Raw genomic sequence first — 18,846 nt, 5'->3', positions numbered from 1 at the left:
GGTTCGTGCACAACTTCTCCTCGTTACCTTTGAATTTGCTTCACATAAGTGAGGCGAAGGCCCTTCGTGGACCGAGGAACAATGAGAAGTCAGAGATATGTGCACGAACCTGGACGGTTCAGATCGGCCAGGGTGCTGCGCCACGTGGCGGGCGGTCTCGCCCTCGCCCTGTCGGTCAGCCTGATCGACGGTGCCGGTGCGGCGGTCGCCGCGGCACCGTCGATCCCTGCCGCGCCGAAGAAGGCCGCGGTCACCCAGGCCGCGGACATCCCCTCCGCCCGCGTTGCCGCGCGCCTGTCCGGCAAGCGCGTCGAAGCGCTGTCGGAGCGTACGGAAACATCCACGACCTGGGTGAACGAGGACGGCTCGCTGACGACGGAGCTGGCCGCCGGCCCCGTCCGCTTCCAGGACGGCGACGCCGGCCAGTGGCGGGACGTGGATCTCGATCTCGTCACCCGTGCCGACGGCTCGGTCCGGCCCCAGGCGCATCCGCACGGCCTCGCGCTCGCCGGGCGGACGGGGACCCCCGCCGCCTCGCTGAAGGCCGCGCAGGCGTCGAAGGCCACCGACCTGGTGACGCTCGGCGAGGGTGACGAGCAGATCACGCTGCAGTGGAAGGGCGGACTTCCCGCGCCGAGGCTGGACGGCACGCGTGCCGAGTATGTCGATGCGATCCCCGGCGCGGACGTGGTCGTCGAGGCGACACGCACCGGCTTCGAGCAGTATGTCGAGATCAAGCAGCGGCCCGCCACCGACGCCTACACGTACACGCTTCCGCTGCGGACCAAGGGCCTCAAGGCGGAGCAACGGGCGGACGGAAGCGTCCTGTTCACGGACCGGAAGAACAAGAAGCAGGCCGTCATGCCCGCCCCGGTGATGTGGGACGCCACCGTGGACGAGCGTTCCGGTGAGCACACCCGGCGGGTGCCCGTCGCGATGAAGGCCGTCGTCAAGGGAGCCTCGGTCGATCTGGTGATCACCCCGGACGCGGACTTCCTGGCCGACCCGGCCACCAAGTACCCGGTGACGGTGGACCCCTCCACGTCGTCGCTGTCCAACGTCTTCGACACCTACGTCCAGCAGGGCGAGACCGTCGACTGGTCGGCCGACACCGAGCTGGACCTCGGCAACCCGGGCACGAAGAACGCCGACGGAACCCCGCGCACCGCGCAGTCCTTCATCTCCTGGAACACGTCGCCGATCCAGGACGCCCTGGTTCTGGACGCGAAGCTGTCCCTGTGGAACTTCCACTCGGGCAACAACGTGGACTGCAAGAACTACCCCTGGGAAGTCTGGTCCTCGCCCGCGGCGACCACCGCCAGCCGGTGGACCAACCGCCCCACGATGACGGCGAAGAAGGCCACCTCCACCGAGACCCGCGGCAACGCCTCCTGCGCCGCGCAGCCCGACGGCTGGATCAACGCCGACGTCACCACCCTGGCGCAGGAGTGGGCCTCGGCGAAGGCCACCCGCGGACACATGGGTCTGCGCGCTTCCGACGAGGGCGTGGTGGCGCAGTGGAAGCGGGTCAACTCGGCCAATGCCGCCTCCAACCCGCCCAAGTTGACCGTCAGGTACAACTACCGGCCCCGCACCGGCACCAAGCAGGAGGCCGGACCGCCGTACTTCTCCTACGGCGGGGCCTACACGGTCAACACCCTCACGCCGACCCTGCGCGACACGTTCGTCGACGCCGACGGTGACAAGGTCAACGGCACCTTCCAGATCTTCGACAACGCCACCAACACCCAGGTCGGCGATGTCATCGTCTCCAAGTTCGTCCCCTCCGGGCAGGTCGCCTCGGTGACCGTCCCGGCCGGTGTGCTGACCAACGGCAAGACGTACAAGTTCCGCACCTCGCCGTACGACGGGGCGCACTACAACACCGGCTGGTCGGCGTGGAAGGTCTTCACCGTCGACACCAAGGCTCCCTCCGCGCCCGGCGCGATCACCTCCACCGACTATCCGGCCGGTGCGTGGGTCAAGGGAGCGGGGCAGGCCGGCACGTTCACGGTCACCCCGCCGGCCGCCGATCACCAGTGGCTCGAATGGACCCTGGACGACGCGACCTGGACCAAGGTCGTGACCTCCGGCTCCACGGCTGCCAAGAGCATCGGCATCACGCCTCCGAAGGACGGCACCCACACCCTCCAGGTGCGGGCCGTCGACAAGGCCGACAACAAGTCCGAGGCCGTCGAGTACGTCTTCCACGCCGGCCCCGGCGGCTTCGTCCGGCCCACCGAGGGCGACCGGACGGCACGCCGCCTTCCGCTGGTGGCCGAGGCCGAAGCGGGCAAGTACAACGCGGTGTCCTTCTCGTGGCGCCGTTCCGAGGCCGACCCGTGGGTGAGGATCCCCGCGGGTGACGTGATGTCCGGCGACACCGCGCTGACCGCGTGGCCGGTGCCGATGGTGAACGGGCGGAACGCCCCGCTGGTCTGGAACGCCACGGACACGGTCGACCCCGACGGCAGCATCCAGATCAAGGCGGACTTCACCGGCCCCGGTTCCGCCTCCGGCAGCACGCAGCCGCTCAACGCCGTCGTCGACCGGACGGCCCAGGGCGCCGCGCCGGGCAGGATCGGTCCGGGCGCGCTGAACCTGCTCACCGGCGAGTACACGCTGTCCGAGTCGGAGGCGTCCTACTTCGGCATGTCGGTCACGCGTACCGCCTCCTCGCTCCAGCCCGAGCTGGCGGCGGACCAGGAGGGCCAGCTGCCGATCTTCGGCAAGCAGTGGTCCGCGGGCATGAACGCGGAGGCGTCCGAGTCCGACTACGTCTACGTCCAGAAGATCTCCGACACGGCCGTCCGCGTGGCGGCGGGCAGCGGCGACGCCGTCCACTTCACCGCGAACGCGGCGAGGACGGGCTGGATAGCCGAGCCGGGCGCGCCCAAGCTGACCCTGAAGGGCAGCGTCACGGGCACCTTCACCCTGACCGACACCGAGGGCGCGGTCACCACGTTCAGCAAGCTGGACGCCGCGTCCGTCGTCTGGAACGTGGCCTCGACCATGCTCGACGGCAAGGACGATTCGACGGTCACCATGGTCTCGCAGACCGTGACCGTGGACGGCAAGAAGCTGGCCCGCCCGCACCGGGTGATCTCCCAGGACTCGGGGGTCCCCTCCGACACGTGCGCGACGACCCCGTCCACCAGGGGCTGCCGCGTCCTGGAGTTCGTCTACGCGACGAGTACCACGGCGACGGATTCGGCCCTCGGCGACTACACCGGCCAGGTCAAGGAGATCCGGCTGTGGTCGACCGCGCCCGGAGCCTCCGCCGCCACGGCCAAGGCGGTCCAGTCGTACGCGTACGACGGCCTCGGCCGGCTCCGGGAGAGCTGGCAGGCCCAGATCTCGCCCCCGATCAAGACGGTCTACGGATACGACGCGAAGGGCCGGGTCACGACCTACACCCCTCCGGGGCAGCTTCCCTGGACCTTCACGTACGGCAAGGCGGGCTCCTCCGCGAACGCCCGTGACGGAATGCTCCTCAAGGCGGCCCTGCCCACGCTCAAGCCGGGCACGGTCGACACCGTCGATGGCGAGGCCGTGACCAGCGTCGTCTACGAGGTGCCGCTGACCGGTTCCGCGGCGCCCCACCAGATGGGTGCGGCGGCCGTGAAGGCATGGGGCCAGAGCGAGGCGCCCACCGACGCGACTGCGGTGTTCCCCTCCGACTCGGTGCCCGCCGGGCACGTCGGCACCGCGCTGGGCGCGTCCGACTACCGGCGGGCCGGCGTCAACTACCTGGCCGCCTCCGGGCAGCAGGTGAACGCGGCGGCCCCCGGCGGGCACGTCTCCACCACCGAGATCGACCGCTTCGGCAACACCGTGCGCGAGCTGAGCGCGTCCAACCGGTCCGTGGCGCTCGGTCTCACCCCGGCGGACAAGGCAGTCCAGGCGGAGCTCGGGATCGCCCAGCTGACCGGTGCCGAGCGCGCCGAACTGCTCTCGTCCCGCTCGGTGTACAACGCCGCGGGGACGCGCAAGCTGGAGGAGTTCGCCCCGCTGCGGCGGATCGACCTCACGGCGGACCTCATGTCCGGCACCACCCTGCTGGTCCCCGCGGGCACCCCCGTGACCGCCCGGACCTGGACGGTCAACGAGTACGACGCCGGCCGTCCCACCGACGGAACGGCCACGGTCAAGGACCAGATCACCAAGGTCGCCGTCGGCGCCCAGGTCCGTGAGCACCCGGCCACCCACGCCGAGGTCCGCCGGACGCAGTACACCTACGACTGGGCCAAGGGTGTCCAGGTCAAGACCATCAAGGACCCCGGCGGCCAGGCACTCACGACCGAGACCGTCCACGACGCCCAGGGCCGGGTCGTCAAGCAGCTGCTGCCCGGCTCCAACGGCGCCGACGCGGCGGCCCGGGTGACCGCCTACTGGTCCGCGACCGGCACCGGTGCCTGCGCCGGGCGTCCGGAGTGGGCGGGCAAGGTGTGCTCCACCGGCCCCGCGGGTCCGGTCACCGGCGGTGGCACCAACCCGACGCAGTTGGTCACGACCACGACCGAGTACGACTGGTGGGGCAACACGGCGAAGACCACCGAGTCGGCCAACGGTGTCACCCGCACCACCACGACCACCCACGACGCGGCGGGCCGCCCGGTCGACGTCGCGATCACCGGGGGTTCCGGCGCGGCCGTTCCGCAGGTCGCCATCGTGTACGACCCGGTCAACGGAGAGGCGGTCAAGTCCGTCTCCGCGACCGGCGGGACGATCACCCGGGTCTACGACAGGCTGACCCGTCTGATCTCGTACACGGACGCCGACGGCGGCCGGACCCAGGTGGAGTTCGACGCACTCGACCGTCCGGTCAAGGTGACCGACTCGGTCCCGTCCACCGTCACCCTCACCTACGACCACGCGGCCGAGCCGCGCGGTCTGCCGACGAAGGTCACCGACTCCGTGGCCGGAGCCTTCACGGCGGTCTACGACCCGGACGGCGGCGTGGTGAGCGAGCAGCTGCCCGGCGGCTACACGCTCACCCAGACCAAGGACACCGCGGGCTCCGCGGTCGCCCGGACCTACACCCGGGACAGCGACGGCACGGTCCTGTTCTCCGACCGTGTCAGTGAGTCCGTGCACGGCCAGGTGACCGCGCAGGCCGGCTGGTCGGACCAGGAGTACACGTACGACACCGTCGGCAGGCTCAGTGCTGTCAAGGACACCGCGGAGACCGTCTGCACCCGACGCGCGTACGGCTTCGACCAGCGCGGCAACCGCACCTCGCTCACCACGGCGGTCGGTGCCCCCGGCGCCGACTGCCCCACCACGGGCGGCACGGCCAGGTCCTACGCGTACGACTCCGCCGACCGGGCGGCCGACACGGGCTCGACGTACGACGCCTTCGGCCGGGCAACGGCCGTGCCCGGTCACGGCACGATCGGCTACTACGCCAACGACCTGGCCCAGCAGCAGACCGCGAACGGCAGCCGCCAGACCTGGCAGCTCGACGCCGCGCTGCGGTTCCGTTCCTGGAAGGTGGAGACCGGAAGCGGCAGCACCTGGACCCAGACCGGGGCCAAGCTGAACCACTACGACAGCGACGGCGACAACCCGCGCTGGATCGTGGAGGACACCGCCACCGGCGCGCTGACCCGCAACGTCGAGACGGTCACCGGAACCCTGGGGGCCACCACCGGCAAGACGGGCGACACGGTGCTGCAGCTCACCGACATCCACGGTGACGTCGCGCTCCAACTGCCGCTCGACACGGCCAAGGCACCGGTCGCGCTCGACAACGACGAGTACGGCAAAGCGCGTTCCGGGAACCCTGCCGCGCGGTACGGCTGGCTCGGCTCGCAGCAGCGTTCCTCCGAGACACCGACCGGTCTGATGCTCATGGGCGTCCGGCTGTACGACCCGGTGCGGGGCAGGTTCCTCCAGACCGACCCGGTCTACGGTGGCTCCGCCAACGCGTACGACTACTCCAACGCCGATCCGTGCAACGCCACCGACACCGACGGCACGTACCCGAAGTGCGGCTCACGCCGTATCAGGAACGGCTACGGGATGCGGATCATCACGACCCGGCGAGGAGGCGGCGTCGCGAAGAACGGTTACCGCTACATGGGCTACTACATCAACGTCCAGGTGACCGGATTCGCCAACCGCTATCTCTCGAAGAACGCCACCCAGGCCGAGACCTGGGGGGTCAAGCCGGGACGGAGCGGCAAGATGGTCAAGCTCCAGAGCAAGAAGAGCTGGTACACACCGCTGAAGCTCCAGTGGGCCGTCCACTACAACATCCAGGTGAAGCCGGGAACACGCATCTGGACCGGCGGTATGGTCGCGGTCTTCGGCTGGCGGGGATTCGTCGCCAACATGACCGACAACTGCATGGCCAAGTGACCGGCGGGATCATCCGTTGATCAGGTGGCGCGCCCTTCCCGAGGAGGGGTGCGCCACCGCTGTGCGGTACTCCGTCCGGCTCTCCCTACGATCGACCGCACGGCGGAAGCACGCTGCGACGGAAGGCGGAAGAAATGACACGCCCCCTGGCCGAGACGGCCCTCGAAGCCCTTGAGGACGGTCCTCCGGCGGCCACCGCGGGCCCCGGCGGCATGGTGGAACCGGTCGTCGCGGACGTCTGGACCGGGCATGCCATCGGCTGCGTCCTGATCCTCCACCGCCGGGACGACGGCCTTGTCGCGGAAGAGCTCTTCCACTCCGTGCGCGGCCCCGGTGGCTGGGCAGACTGCGACCACCTCAGCGGCGGGCTGCTGGGGTTCGATCCCCGGGACGTCGCGTCCCGGGAGGCGGTGCTCGCCGGGCGGGGGCTGGCGGTCGTCACGGAGTCGGAATCCCTCGTCCACACCGGCAGATCGGCCGAGGACGAGGGCGATGAACTGCTGCGCTTCGTGGAACTCCTGGTCGCCGCGGAGGCCGACGTCCTCGACGTCGAGAACCTGACGGAGCCGTCCCGCGGCCACCGCCCGGTCCCCTCGGACCTGGCCCTGCTCGTGCTCTTCCCCGGAGACCGCCTCCGTGTCCGGGCGGTCCGCTCCACGCCCGCCGGGAACGTTCCGGTCGGCGAGGCCGTCGAGCTGTCCCAGCCGCCCCGCCCGTCCGACGCGGCCACGGTCGGTGGCTGGTGGTGACCCTGCGGCGACTTCCGCTACGGGAGGTAGCGAGCGGCAACGCTGCGGAGAATTAAGGGGATTTGTTGCTATTAATCCTTGATTACGGCTTCTACGACTTGTTGGCCTCAGAGGGCGGACGTAGTGTCGAAAGTGCCGCAGCAAGAGCAAGGAGCGGCGACTTCAATACCTCCGGAGGAGGCGAAGATGAAGGTTCGTAGCATCTTCGACCGCAGAGACAGGGGCGGCCACGGCGGACGCGGTGGATACGGCGGCCGCGGTGGTTACGGACGCGGCGGATACGGCCGCGGACGTGGCTTCGGCGACTACGGCGACTACGGCGACTTCGGCTACGGCCGGTTCGGTCGCGGGCGTCGCTGGGGTTGCTGACCCTTCGCTCTGACCCGAACAAAGAGGCAGGCTCGCGCGACTCGCGCGGGTCCGCCTCGATTTTTGGGCCCGTTCCCCTGACGTGCGACATCCGTGACGACGGCTCCCCCATGGTGTGATGCCCATGCGTTTCCGTAGCCCGCTCGCGAGTTCCGACGGTTTCGACGAACCGGCCGACCCCGTGACCGACGTCCCGATCCGTACCGACCCGGTCAGCATCCTCGCCTCCTTCCGGCGCTTCTGGCCGCTGACCAAGGGCGATCGGCGCTGGCTCGTCATCGTCTTCATCTGCGCGATCCTGGCCGCACTGGCCGAGACCGCCACCGTCCTGCTCTTCGCCCAACTCACCGACAAGGCGCTCACGAGCGGGGACGTCAGCGCGTTCTGGCGGCCGGCCGGTCAGTGGCTCGCGGTCGCGGTCGCCGGTGCCGTGCTGGGGTATCTGGGCAGTTCGCTGGCGGCCTGGACCGCCGAGCGCTTCGTGCTCCGGCTGCGGGCCCGGGTGTTCGGCCACCTCCAGAACCTTCCGCCCCACTTCTTCCAGCGCAACCGCCGGGGCGACCTGGTGGAGCGGCTCACCGGCGACGTGGAGGCCATCGAGGCGCTGGTGGTCTCCGGCATCGTCGGCGCGGCCTCGGCGCTCTTCGGTACCGCCTTCTACGCGGCGGCCGCCCTCTGGCTGCGCTGGGACCTGGCCCTGGCCACCTTCGTCATGGTCCCGGTCCTCCTCTTCGTCACCCGCCGGTTCGCCGGGCCGCTGCGCGCGGTCTCCCGGCGCGGTCGCGCCGCGGACGGCGCCATCACGGCGGTGGTCGAGGAGACGCTGGTCAACGTCGTCATGACCCAGGCGTACAACCGGCAGGAGGCCGAGGAGGAGCGGCTGCGGAGCAAGGCGTGGACCCGGTTGCGGGCCGCGGTGAGGGCGGTCCGGCTCACCGAGTTCTACGCGCAGTTCATCGAGGTCCTCGAAACGATCTGCGTCCTCACCATCATCGGCCTCGGGGCGTGGGAGATCTCGGCCGGCCGGATGACCCTCGGCCAACTGCTGGCCTTCGCCGCCTTCATCGGCTACCTCTACCCGCCGATCCGCCAGCTCGGCACCCTCGGGCTGACGGCCACCGCCGCGACCGCCGGCGCCGAGCGCCTGCTGGAGATCCTCGACGCCGACCCCGCCGTCACCGACCCGGCCGGCTCCGTCCCCGAGCCGGCGAACGAGCGGGCTTTCGGCGAGGTGGAGGCCCGCAGGGTGTCCTTCCACTACCCGGGCAGCGACGAGCAGGTGCTCCAGGACCTGTCGTTCACCGCGAGCCCCGGGGAACTGCTGGTCCTCACCGGCCCCAGCGGTGCGGGCAAGTCGACCCTGGCCGCCCTGATGCTGCGCTTCTACGACCCGGACACGGGCAGCGTCCTGCTGGACGGGGTCTCCCTCGACCGGCTGCCGCTGACGTATCTCCGCCGCAACGTCACGCTGTTGCCGCAGGACACCCTCGTCCTGCACGACACCATCGAGGAGAACATCGGCTGCGGCAGCCCCGGATCCAGCCACGACGACGTGGTGCGGGCCGCCCGGGCGGCGGACGCGCACGAGTTCATCGAGCTCCTTCCGGAGGGATATGACACCGTCATATCCACGGGCACCTCCCGGCTCTCCGGCGGCCAGTTGCAGCGGATCGCCATCGCCCGCGCCATGCTGCGCGACGCCCCCGTCCTCATCCTCGACGAGCCCACCACCGGACTGGACCGGCTGGCCGCCGAGCGCATCCTCGAACCCCTGCGCCGACTGGCCAAGGGCCGCACCACCATCGTGATCACCCACGACCTGGCCCTGGCCGCCGACGCCGACCGCATCCTCGTCTTGGACGAGGGGCGGCTCGTGGAATCCGGTACCCACACCCAACTCCTCGACCGCAGCGGCCTCTACGCCACCCTCTTCGAGCGCAAGGGGCACTCGCGGTACAACGGCACCGTCCACCGGGCCGTGCGGACCACCGGCATCGACCGACCGTAGAACACGTCCGGCGGGCCATGGCCGGGCGCGCCCCGGCGGCCCGTCGGCGGGATACCCGGTTGGTCCGTCCGGGGCCGGTCGTTACCATCCGCTGTGACCGAAACGACCGAGGAACCCGCCGCCCGGCGCCGCATATTCGCCGATCTGACCCCTTTGCGTACTTCGCCGGACTACCGGCGCCTCTGGTTCGGGAACACGGTCTCCTGGATCGGGCAGGGGATGACCTCCCTCGCCGTGTCGCTCCAGGTCTACGACATCACCGGCTCCGCCTTCTCGGTCGGGCTCATCGGCTTCTGCTCGTTCCTGCCGCTGGTGGTCTTCGGCCTGTACGGCGGGGCCGTCGCCGACACCCTCGACCGGCGCAAACTGGGCCTGGCCAGCGCCTTCGGCTCGTTCCTGCTCTCCCTCGCCCTGGTCTCCCTCACCGTCGCCGAGGTGGAGCAGGTCGGGCTGCTGTACGCGCTCGTCGCCCTCCAGGCGGCCTGCTTCGCGGTCAACTCCCCGGCCCGCAGCTCGATGATCGCCCGGCTGCTCCCGGCCGAGCAGCTGCCCGCCGCCAACGCGCTCTCCTCCATGACCAGCACCACCGGCAACCTGGTCGGGCCGATGCTCGGCGGGGTCATCGTCGGCTGGTGGGGCTACCGGGCCGCGTACACCGTCGACGCCGTCACCTTCACCGCCGCCCTCTACGCGATGTGGCGGCTGCCCGCCATGCTGCCGGACCGGGGGGAGGCGAGCGGGCCCGCCAAACGGGCGTCCGTCGCGGACGGGCTGCGCTTCCTGGCGAAACGTTCCAACCTGCGGATGACCTTCTTCACCGACCTGTGCGCCATGGTGCTCGCCCAGCCCAAGGCCCTGTTCCCGGTCGTCGCCGTCGTCTGGTACGGGGGCGACGCGAGGACCACCGGCCTGCTGGTCGCCGCCCCGGCGTTCGGGGCGCTGCTCGGCGGCGTGTTCTCCGGCTGGCTGGGACGGGTACGGCGGCACGGCCTGGCCGTCCTGGTCGCCGTCGCCTGCTGGGGCGCGGCCATCGCGGTCTTCGGGCTGACCCGGCAGCTCTGGCTCGGGCTGCTCTTCCTGGCGCTCGCGGGCTGCGCGGACACCATCTCGATGGTCTTCCGCAACACCATGCTCCAGGCGGCCGTCCCCGACGAGATGCGCGGACGGCTCCAGGGCGTGTTCATCGTCGTCGTCGCGGGCGGGCCCCGGCTCGGCGACTTCTTCTCGGGCTCGGTCTCCGATCTGACCTCGCCCGGCCTGGCGGTGACCGGTGGCGGGATCGCCTGCGTCGTCGCCGTCTGCCTGCTGGCGCTGCGCTGGCGCGGCTTCGCCCGCTACGACGCCCGCGACCCGCAGCCGTGACCGGGGACCGCCCCGGACACGGCCCCGGGCACGGTCCCGGCCCCGGTCACTCCGGCCCGACCACCGACCGGGCGAAGCCCAGCTCCACCAGGTCCTGCGGGCGCAGCCGCAACTGGTCGGCGGTGGCCCGCACCTGGTCCGGGGCGCGCTTCAGGATGGCCGCCGCCAGCTCCGGGGCGATCACCGAGAAGTAGCTGTCCGGGGTGACATGGGTGTTCCCCGGGGCCGCGAGGGCCAGTGCGCCGCCCGAGCCGCCCTCGCCGATCACCAGGGTGGTGAGCGGCACCCGGGCCGCCGCCACCGCCGCGAAGGCGTCGGCGATCGCGGCGCCCGCGCCCGCCCGTTCCGCCGCCGCGTCGTTGGCTGCGCCCGGGGTGTCGACCAGGGTCAGCACGGGCAGCCCGAGCCGGTCCGCCAGCCGGATCACCCGGGCCGCCGTGCGGTACCCGGCCGGGCGGGTCGCGGTGCCGCACTGGGCGACGTACGCGACCGACCGGCCCTCCCGCCAGCCGAAACCGGCGAGCAGCCCCGGATCCGTACCCCCGCAGCGGTCGCCGACGAGCGGCAGCCGGTCCGCGAAGTAGTCGTCCAGATACGCCTCGGCGCGCGGCCGGGACAGCGAGCGGGCCTGCCGCACCGCGTCCCAGCCGGTCTCCGGAAGGCCCGCCGCCGACAGCGCCCGCGGCACCGGGGCCGGGTCCGGCGGGGTGTCCGGCAGCCGCAGCGCCCGCAGCCAGCGGCCCACCGTCCCCGGCAGCCCGTCCGGGGCCACGACCGCGTCCACCTGCCCCGCCGCCCACTGGCCCTCGGCCGTGTACGCGGCGGGGTCCGCGTCCGGCGGCCGCACCCGGGAACCGGCGAAGCCGACCTGGGCGCCCGGCAGCGCCAGCACCACATCGGCGCCCGCCCCCAGGGTGGCCCAGCCGCCGCCCGTCGTCGGGTCGCGGAGAACGGCGATCTGCGCCGGCCCCGCCGCCCTCAGCCGCGCGGAGGCGTGGGCCACCCGCTGGAGCTGGGTCAGCGCGACCATGCCCTCCTGCATCCGGCTGCCGCCCGTCGCGATCAGCGAGACCAGCGGCAGCGCGCGCCTGCGGGCCGCCTCGTACGCGGCCACCAGCCGGTCCCCGGTGCGCTGCCCCAGCGAACCGCCCAGGAAGCCGAACTCGAACGAGACCAGCACGCAGCCGTGGCCGCCGACCGAGGCGAGGCCGTGGACGACGGACTCCCGCTCGCCGGTCCGGGCGATGGCGCGGGCCCGGGAGTCCGCGTACCCGGCCCAGGCGAGCGGCCCGTCGTCCCCGGCCGTCGTGTCACCGGGCGGGGCCTCGGTGAGCTCCTCGAACTCCGTGGTGAGGGCCGCGATCGCCGCCCGCGCGCTCTGCCGGTCAGCCATGGAGCGCCCGCTTCATGATCTTGCCGAGGTCGTTGCGGGGCAGCGCGTCCAGGTGGCGGACGGTGCGCGGGCGCTTGTGCGGGGCGAGCTGGGCGGCGACATGGTCGGCCAGCTCCTGCTCGGACGGGGGCGCGGCCGGGTCGGCGGGGACCACCCAGGCGACGATCCGCTCGCCCAGGTCGGGGTCCGGCTCACCCGTGACGGCGGCCTCGCGGACCCCGGGGTGGTCCAGCAGCGCGTTCTCGATCTCCCCGGCGCCGATCTTGTAACCGCCGCTCTTGATCAGGTCGGTGGCCTTGCGGCCGACGATCCGTACATAGCCGTCGGGGTCCCGGGTCGCCATGTCGCCGGTGCGGAACCAGCCGTCGCCGGTGAACGCGGCGGCGGTGGCGTCGGGGCGGTTCAGATAGCCGGTGAACAGGTTCGGCCCGCGCACCTGGATCTCGCCGATGACCTCGGGACCGGTGCCGGTGAGGACGGTGCCGTCCTCCTCGGTCAGCCGGAGCTCCACCCCGCGCAGCGGGGCGCCGACGGTGCCGGGGCGCGGCTCGCCGTCGGCCCGTACGCCGGTGTTCATCAGGGTCTCCGTCATGCCGTACCGCTCGATGACCCGGCGCCCGGTCGCCGCCGCGATCCGCTCGTGGTCGTGGACCGGCAGCGCCGCCGAGCCGGACACCAGCAGCCGGGCCCCGGCCAGCGCCTTCGCCAGCCCGGCCGCCTCGGGGCCGGAGCCCTCCAGGGCCTCCGCCAGCCGGTGGTACATCGTCGGCACGCCGAACAGCATGGTCCCGCCGGACGACAGCTCCCGGGCCACCCCCTCGGTGGAGAACCGGCCCAGGTGCCGCACCGAGCCGCCCCGGCGCAGCGGCCCGAGCACCCCGAGGACCAGGCCGTGGACGTGGAAGAGCGGCAGGGCGTGGACGAGCACGTCGTCCCCGGTCCACTCCCAGGCGTCCGCCAGCGCGTCGAGCGAGGCGGCGACCGCCCGGCGGGGCAGCACCGCGCCCTTCGGCGGGCCGGTGGTGCCCGAGGTGTAGACGACCAGGGCGGGGGACTCGGGGCCGGGCTCGGGGAACGCGGCGGGGCCGCCCGTCCCGGCCGGGTCGGCGTCGATCCGGTCCAGCGCGTCGAGCGGCGGCGGGAGGACGTCGCCCGCCCCGGCCAGCACCACGGCCGGTCCGCTGTCCGCCACGATGTGGGCCAGCTCGCGCGTACCCGTACGGGGGTTGAGCGGCACCGCGGGCACCCCGGCCCGGAGCGCGGCCACCACGGCGACCACCGTCGAGGGCGTCGGGGTGGCCCAGACGGCGACCCGCCCCGCCCCGGAGATCCGGGCGGCGAGCGCGCCCGAGGCGGCGGCCAACGCGTCGTAGGTCAGGCTGTGTTCGCCGAACCGGAGGGCTTCCCGGCGCGAACCGTCGTCCGGTACGGACAGAAGAGGATGCGTCACTCTCCGCACCCTACGGAAGGCCCTACTCCCCGCGCAGCCCCCGCATGCGGCCGTACGCGTACACGCAGCCCGCGAGCGCCAGGTCCGACAGGAGCATGAAGCCGATCGAGTACGAGCCCTGGGCGCTGTAGATCGCCCCCATCACCAGCGGTGGCACGAAGCCGCCCAGGCCGCCCATCGCGCCGACGATCCCGGTCACGCTGCCCACCTGTGCCTGCGGTGTGACCTGTGACACCAGGGCGAAGATGCTGCCGCTGGAGGTGCCGAGGCCCGCGGCCATGCAGAGCAGCGCGATCGTGCCGACCGGGTTCAGTGGCGGGTCGAATGCCTGGACGATCGCCATCAGGGCGGCCAGGCCGAGCGCCGCCGCCGTGACCACGGCCGGGTGGACGCGGTCCGAGAGCCAGCCGCCGATCGGCCGGAAGACGACGGTGACCAGGGCGAACCCGGCGGCCTTCGTCCCGGCGTCGGTGGGCGACAGGTCGTACCAGGTCTTCAGATACGTGGGCAGGTACACGCCGAACGCGACGATTCCGCCGAAGCCGATCGCGTACAGCGCGGACAGTTCCCAGGTGACCCGGAGCCGTCCGGCGCGGCCCAGCCGGCGGACCGGTGACTCGGTCGGCACCGGGCGGCCCGGCCGGTCGCTGACCAGCGCGGCGGCCAGCGCCGCGTACACCACGAGCGCCGCCGCGACCACCAGGTACGGCAGGTTCCTCCCGTGCTCCGCGATCCGCGGGGTGAAGTACCCGGAGAGCGCCACCCCGCCCATGCCCATGCCGAAGACGCCGAGCGCGAGACCGCGTTTGGCGGGCGGGAACCACGAGTTGACCAGCGGGATGCCGATCGCGAACGTGGTGCCGCCCAGCCCCAGCAGAAAGCCCACCACGAGCATCGCGCCGTACGAGTCCCGTGCCGGGATCAGCAGCAGCACCGGCACGACGGTGAGCGCCGAGACCAGCGGGAACATCAGCCGGGCGCCGTACTTGTCGGTGAACGCGCCCGCCGGGATCCGGCCCAGCGAACCGACCAGCACCGGCACCGCCACCAGCAGCGACTGCTCGAACGAGGTCAGCCCCAGCCGCTCCTTGTAGTCGCCCGACAGCGGCGCGATCAGGTTCCAGGCCCAGAAGGTGAGCCCGAACCCGATCGTGGCCATCACGAGATTGCGGTACGCGGCCGAGGACGGCGCGTCGACCGCGGCCGGGGACTGCTTGACCGTTGTGTCCACCCCTCAAGTCAAGGGCGGCCCCCTCCCGGCGGCGCGCCGGAATACGCCGGGCGAGTGATGTCGAACCAGGAGTGACGAATGACTTCAGACACCCATACAGCGGACAAAGCTGCGACAATCGCAGTATGGACCGTCTGGACAGGGACATCCTCGGCATCCTCCAGGAGGACGCCCGGATCTCGTACCGGGACCTGGGCGAACGGGTCGGGCTCAGCGCCAACGCGGCGGCCGACCGGGTGCGTCGGCTCCGTCGCGACGGGGTGATCCGGGGCTTCACCGTGATCATCGACCCGGCCGCCGACACCCGCACCGGGCTCGTCGTCTTCATCGACGTGTCCCTGCGGATCGACACGACCAACGAGACCTTCGAACGGGCGGTGCTCGCCCTGCCCGGCATCACCGAGGTGGTCCATGTGACCGGCGCCCACGACTACCTCGTACGGGCCGCCGTCGCCGACACCGCGGCCCTGGACGGGCTGCTGCGCCGGCTCAAGCGGGAGGCGGGGGTGGCCCACTCCAACACCAGGGTCGCGCTCCGGGCCGCGCCCGCCAGATGACCGCCGGGGCGCCTGTCCTCAGCAGCCGAGCGGGTCGAGGACCATCGGCTCGATCTCCCCGTCCAGCATGGCGCCGAGCCCCATCACCGCGCAGGTGTCCGGCCGCTCGGCGATGCGCACCGGCAGCCCCGTCGCGTTCCGCAGCATCTGGTCGAGGCCGGGCAGCAGCGCGCTCCCGCCGACCATCATGATCCCGCAGTCCACCAGGTCGGCCACCAGGTCGGGCGGGCACTCGCGGAGGATCTTGCCGAGCCCGTCCAGCACATTGGTGAGCGGGGCGTGGATGGCCTGCCGCACGGCGGCGGTGTCGACCCGCACCGAGCGGGCCAGCCCGGTCGCCACGTCCCGGCCGTGGATCTCGGTGGTGGCGGGTCCCTCCGAGGTCAGCCCGCTGTCGTTGAGCGCCAGTTGGAGCGGGCGCACGGACTGGCTCGGCAGCATCAGCTCGTGGTGCTGGCGCAGATGCTGGATGACCGCGTGGTCGATGGCGTCGCCGCCGACCGGGATGCGCACCGCGCTCACGATCGAGCCGAGCGAGAGCACCGCGATCTGAGTGGTCGCCGCCCCGCACACCATGATCATGGTGGCGGTCGGCTGCTCGACCGGCAGCCCGCAGCCGACCGCCGCCGCGATCAGGGTGTCCACCAGCTCGACCCGGCGGGCGCCGATCCCGACCATCGTCTCCACGGTGGCCCGCTGGGCGAGCGGATCGCTGCCGTGCGGGGTGCAGGCGGCGGCCCGGAGCCGGGGCTTGCGGCGCAACTGGCGGCGGAGCTTGTCGCCGAGGAGGTGGCGCAGCATGCGCTGGGCCATCTCGATGTCGATGACGGTCCCGCCGGTGACCGGCCGGGTCACCTTGATGTAGTCGGGGGTGCGGCCCGTCATCTGCTCGGCGAAGGTGCCGACGGCGATGAGCGATCCGGTACGGGTGTTCACCGCGGCGGCGCTCGGCTCGTCGACGACCAGCCCGAGCCCCTTGACGTACACCCGGGTCCGGGCCGCTCCGAGGTCGACGGCGACATGGCAACGGCGCAACTGCTCAAGACTGACGGCCACGGCAGATCTCCCGGGGGCGCGGGCGGAGGTACCGGCGGCCGCCGGTACCTTCGCATCGTGCGCCGCCCGGGGGCGCGCCGCGCGCTGGGCTGAGCCGTAGGAGGGGACCCCGTCGGCCGGGGGTGCCCTCAGGGAATGTCCGGCCCTGCCTCGCCCAGCATCCGGCGCAGCAGGTCCCGCAGCACCGTCCGCTCCGCCTCCGACAGCTCGGCCAGCGGCTCCCGGGCGAAGGTCAGCGAATCGCGCAGCTCCCGCGCCGTCCGCGTGCCCAGCTCCGTCGGCGCGGCCAGCTTCACCCGCCGGTCGGCCGGATCGGGCCGCCGCTCCACCAGGCCGCGCACCTCCAGCCGGTCGACGATGCCCGTCACGTTCGACGGCTCGCACTTCAGCTTCCGGGCGATCCGGCGCATCGGCATCGGCTCCACGGCGAGCAGCCCGAGCACCCGGGCCTGCGCGCCGGTGAGCGAGTGGGCGGCGGCCGCCTGGTCGTACTCCTCGTAGTAGCGCGCCACGACGGTGCCGATGAGCTCGACGACCTCAAGGGTCAGCGGGTCTGTACGGGGGAGTGCCATGACACCCAGGATAGCCGGTTGCTTGACAAGGTGAAATATTCATGCACATTGTTGTTTCACGATCTGAAGTAATTCCGTCCGGCGCCCGGGGCGATCCCCCGCCCCGCAGGACACCCAGGACCCCGAGGAGAGCCCGAGCCCATGTCAGCAACACTTCCCACGTCCGGCCGTGAATGGCACCTCGTCGCCCGACCGCACGGCTGGCCGAAGGCCGAGGACCTCGCGCTGCGCGAGGCGCCGGTGACGGCCCCCCGCGAGGGCCGGGTCCTGGTCCGCAACCGGTACTTCTCGGTCGATCCGTACATGCGGGGCCGGATGAACGACGTGAAGTCGTACACCCCGCCGTTCAAGCTCGACCACCCGATGGACGGCGGCGCGGTCGGCGAGGTCGTCGCGTCGAACGCCGAGGGCATCGCGGTCGGCGACCACGTCCTGCACGGCCTCGGCTGGCGGGAGTACGCCGAGGTCCCCGCCCAGCACGCGGTGAAGGTCGACCCGGCCGTCGCCCCGCTCTCCGCCTACCTCGGAGTCCTCGGGATGACCGGGCTCACCGCCTACGCGGGCCTCTTCGACGTCGCGTCCTTCAAGGAGGGCGACGCGGTCTTCGTCTCCGGCGCGGCCGGGGCGGTCGGCAGCCAGGTCGGCCAGATGGCCCGGATCAAGGGCGCCTCGCGGGTCATCGGCTCGGCCGGCTCCGACGAGAAGGTCAAGCTCCTCGTCGAGGAGTACGGCTTCGACGCGGCCTTCAACTACCACGACGGCCCGGTCGTCGAGCAGCTCCGCGCCGCCGCCCCCGAGGGCATCGACGTCTACTTCGACAACGTCGGCGGCGAGCACCTCGAAGCGGCGATCTCCGCGCTCAACGTGCACGGCCGGGTCACCGTCTGCGGAATGATCGCCCAGTACAACGCGACCGAACCGACCCCCGGCCCGCGCAACCTCGCGCTCGTCATCGGCAAGCGGCTGCGCATCCAGGGCATGCTCGTCGGCGACCACGCCGCGCTCCAGCCGCAGTTCGTGAAGGACGTGGCGGGCTGGCTGGCCTCGGGCGAGCTGAAGTACCGCGAGACCGTCGTCGAGGGCATCGAGAACGGCTTCGACGCCTTCCTCGGCCTGCTCCGCGGCGAGAACACCGGGAAGATGATCGTCTCCCTCGCCTGACGCAGGCATTATTGTCATCCCAGGCCGTCGCGATCGTGGGCGCGAGTCGCGGCGCACAGCAGGAGGAATCCTCAGCATGACCATTCAGGACATCAACGTCCTCTACACCGCCGTCGCCACCGCCGAGAACGGCCGCGACGGCCGGGTCTCGTCCGACGACGGCAACCTCGACGTCGTCGTCAACCCGCCGAAGAGCATGGGCGGCAGCGGTGCCGGCACCAACCCGGAGCAGCTCTTCGCCGCCGGCTACAGCGCCTGCTTCCAGGGCGCGCTGGGCGTGGTGGCCCGTCAGGAGAAGGCGGACATCTCCGGTTCCACCGTGACCGCCGAGGTCTCCATCGGCAAGACCGCCGAGGGCGGCTTCGGGTTGTCGGTCGCGATCCGCGCCACCATCCCGAACGTCGACACCGCCACCGCGCAGGCGCTCGTCGAGAAGGCCCACCAGGTCTGCCCGTACTCGAACGCCACCCGGGGCAACATCGCGGTCGAGCTGTCGGTCGCTTCCTGACCACCCACGCTCGCGGCGTTTTTGAGGGCCGCACCCCGTACCGGGGTGCGGCCCTCGGGCTGTGCGG

13 protein-coding genes are annotated in these 18,846 nt (G+C 72.0%); 8 read left to right on the top strand and 5 right to left on the bottom strand.

Going from position 1 to position 18,846, the window contains the following annotated elements; translation table 11 throughout:
* The first annotated feature begins 168 nt into the window (after positions 1-168).
* From ACWC97_RS12170 to ACWC97_RS12150, 5 genes are all read left to right on the top strand, one after another.
* Positions 169-6,363: a DNRLRE domain-containing protein gene (locus ACWC97_RS12170; protein WP_450649248.1), complete on the top strand. Its 6,195-nt coding sequence runs from the start codon at positions 169-171 to the stop codon at positions 6,361-6,363.
* Positions 6,364-6,497: 134 nt separating this feature from the next.
* Complete coding sequence (locus ACWC97_RS12165; protein WP_352275163.1) at positions 6,498-7,112, top strand: hypothetical protein; 615 nt, start codon at positions 6,498-6,500, stop codon at positions 7,110-7,112.
* A 186-nt stretch (positions 7,113-7,298) separates the two neighbouring features.
* Positions 7,299-7,481: a hypothetical protein gene (locus ACWC97_RS12160; protein ID WP_352275161.1), complete on the top strand. Its 183-nt coding sequence runs from the start codon at positions 7,299-7,301 to the stop codon at positions 7,479-7,481.
* A gap of 124 nt (positions 7,482-7,605) precedes the next feature.
* Positions 7,606-9,489, top strand: a complete 1,884-nt coding sequence (locus ACWC97_RS12155) for an ABC transporter ATP-binding protein (RefSeq protein ID WP_352275159.1) — start codon at positions 7,606-7,608, stop codon at positions 9,487-9,489.
* A gap of 93 nt (positions 9,490-9,582) precedes the next feature.
* On the top strand, positions 9,583-10,851 hold the full coding sequence (locus tag ACWC97_RS12150) for an MFS transporter (RefSeq protein WP_352275157.1): 1,269 nt from the start codon (positions 9,583-9,585) through the stop codon (positions 10,849-10,851).
* Between the two features lie 46 nt (positions 10,852-10,897).
* Here the strand turns inward: ACWC97_RS12150 and ACWC97_RS12145 are convergent, their stop codons facing one another.
* The 3 genes from ACWC97_RS12145 to ACWC97_RS12135 are packed head-to-tail and all read right to left on the bottom strand — an operon-like array spanning position 10,898 to position 14,925.
* Entirely contained in the window at positions 10,898-12,244 is a 1,347-nt protein-coding gene (locus tag ACWC97_RS12145; protein WP_450648975.1) for a carboxyl transferase domain-containing protein, read from the bottom strand.
* Positions 12,237-13,694, bottom strand: a complete 1,458-nt coding sequence (locus ACWC97_RS12140) for an acyl-CoA synthetase (protein WP_352275155.1) — start codon at positions 13,692-13,694, stop codon at positions 12,237-12,239. The genes ACWC97_RS12145 and ACWC97_RS12140 overlap by 8 nt, the downstream gene beginning before the upstream one ends.
* A gap of 22 nt (positions 13,695-13,716) precedes the next feature.
* Entirely contained in the window at positions 13,717-14,925 is a 1,209-nt protein-coding gene (locus ACWC97_RS12135; RefSeq protein WP_450648973.1) for an MFS transporter, read from the bottom strand.
* Positions 14,926-15,050: 125 nt separating this feature from the next.
* On the opposite strand from ACWC97_RS12135, the gene ACWC97_RS12130 reads away from it, so the two are divergent.
* Positions 15,051-15,482, top strand: coding sequence for an Lrp/AsnC family transcriptional regulator (locus tag ACWC97_RS12130; protein WP_352275152.1), 432 nt, complete (start codon positions 15,051-15,053; stop codon positions 15,480-15,482).
* 18 nt (positions 15,483-15,500) lie between these two features.
* Here the strand turns inward: ACWC97_RS12130 and ACWC97_RS12125 are convergent, their stop codons facing one another.
* Positions 15,501-16,538: a rod shape-determining protein gene (locus ACWC97_RS12125; RefSeq protein WP_352275151.1), complete on the bottom strand. Its 1,038-nt coding sequence runs from the start codon at positions 16,536-16,538 to the stop codon at positions 15,501-15,503.
* A 128-nt stretch (positions 16,539-16,666) separates the two neighbouring features.
* A complete protein-coding gene (locus ACWC97_RS12120) occupies positions 16,667-17,110 on the bottom strand; it encodes a MarR family winged helix-turn-helix transcriptional regulator (RefSeq protein ID WP_352275150.1) in 444 nt (147 codons plus the stop codon).
* Positions 17,111-17,251: 141 nt separating this feature from the next.
* Between ACWC97_RS12120 and ACWC97_RS12115 the strand changes: the two genes are divergently transcribed.
* Positions 17,252-18,271 (top strand): NADP-dependent oxidoreductase, encoded by a 1,020-nt coding sequence (locus ACWC97_RS12115; RefSeq protein WP_352275148.1) that lies wholly within the window; start codon positions 17,252-17,254, stop codon positions 18,269-18,271.
* Between the two features lie 76 nt (positions 18,272-18,347).
* Complete coding sequence (locus tag ACWC97_RS12110; protein ID WP_352275146.1) at positions 18,348-18,779, top strand: organic hydroperoxide resistance protein; 432 nt, start codon at positions 18,348-18,350, stop codon at positions 18,777-18,779.
* Positions 18,780-18,846 lie beyond the last annotated feature (67 nt).

Source organism: Streptomyces sp. NPDC001108, from assembly GCF_053598535.1.
This window is presented reverse-complemented; position numbering and strand designations above follow the sequence as displayed.

Excerpts from the sequence above, each read along its gene's own strand:
- ACWC97_RS12120 (WP_352275150.1), bottom strand. The coding sequence starts at position 17,110 with ATGGCACTCCCCCGTACAGACCCGCTGACCCTTGAGGTCGTCGAGCTC.
- ACWC97_RS12145 (WP_450648975.1), bottom strand. The coding sequence starts at position 12,244 with ATGGCTGACCGGCAGAGCGCGCGGGCGGCGATCGCGGCCCTCACCACG.
- ACWC97_RS12110 (WP_352275146.1), top strand. The coding sequence starts at position 18,348 with ATGACCATTCAGGACATCAACGTCCTCTACACCGCCGTCGCCACCGCC.
- ACWC97_RS12160 (WP_352275161.1), top strand. The coding sequence starts at position 7,299 with ATGAAGGTTCGTAGCATCTTCGACCGCAGAGACAGGGGCGGCCACGGC.
- ACWC97_RS12130 (WP_352275152.1), top strand. The coding sequence starts at position 15,051 with ATGGACCGTCTGGACAGGGACATCCTCGGCATCCTCCAGGAGGACGCC.
- ACWC97_RS12165 (WP_352275163.1), top strand. The coding sequence starts at position 6,498 with ATGACACGCCCCCTGGCCGAGACGGCCCTCGAAGCCCTTGAGGACGGT.
- ACWC97_RS12155 (WP_352275159.1), top strand. The coding sequence starts at position 7,606 with ATGCGTTTCCGTAGCCCGCTCGCGAGTTCCGACGGTTTCGACGAACCG.
- ACWC97_RS12115 (WP_352275148.1), top strand. The coding sequence starts at position 17,252 with ATGTCAGCAACACTTCCCACGTCCGGCCGTGAATGGCACCTCGTCGCC.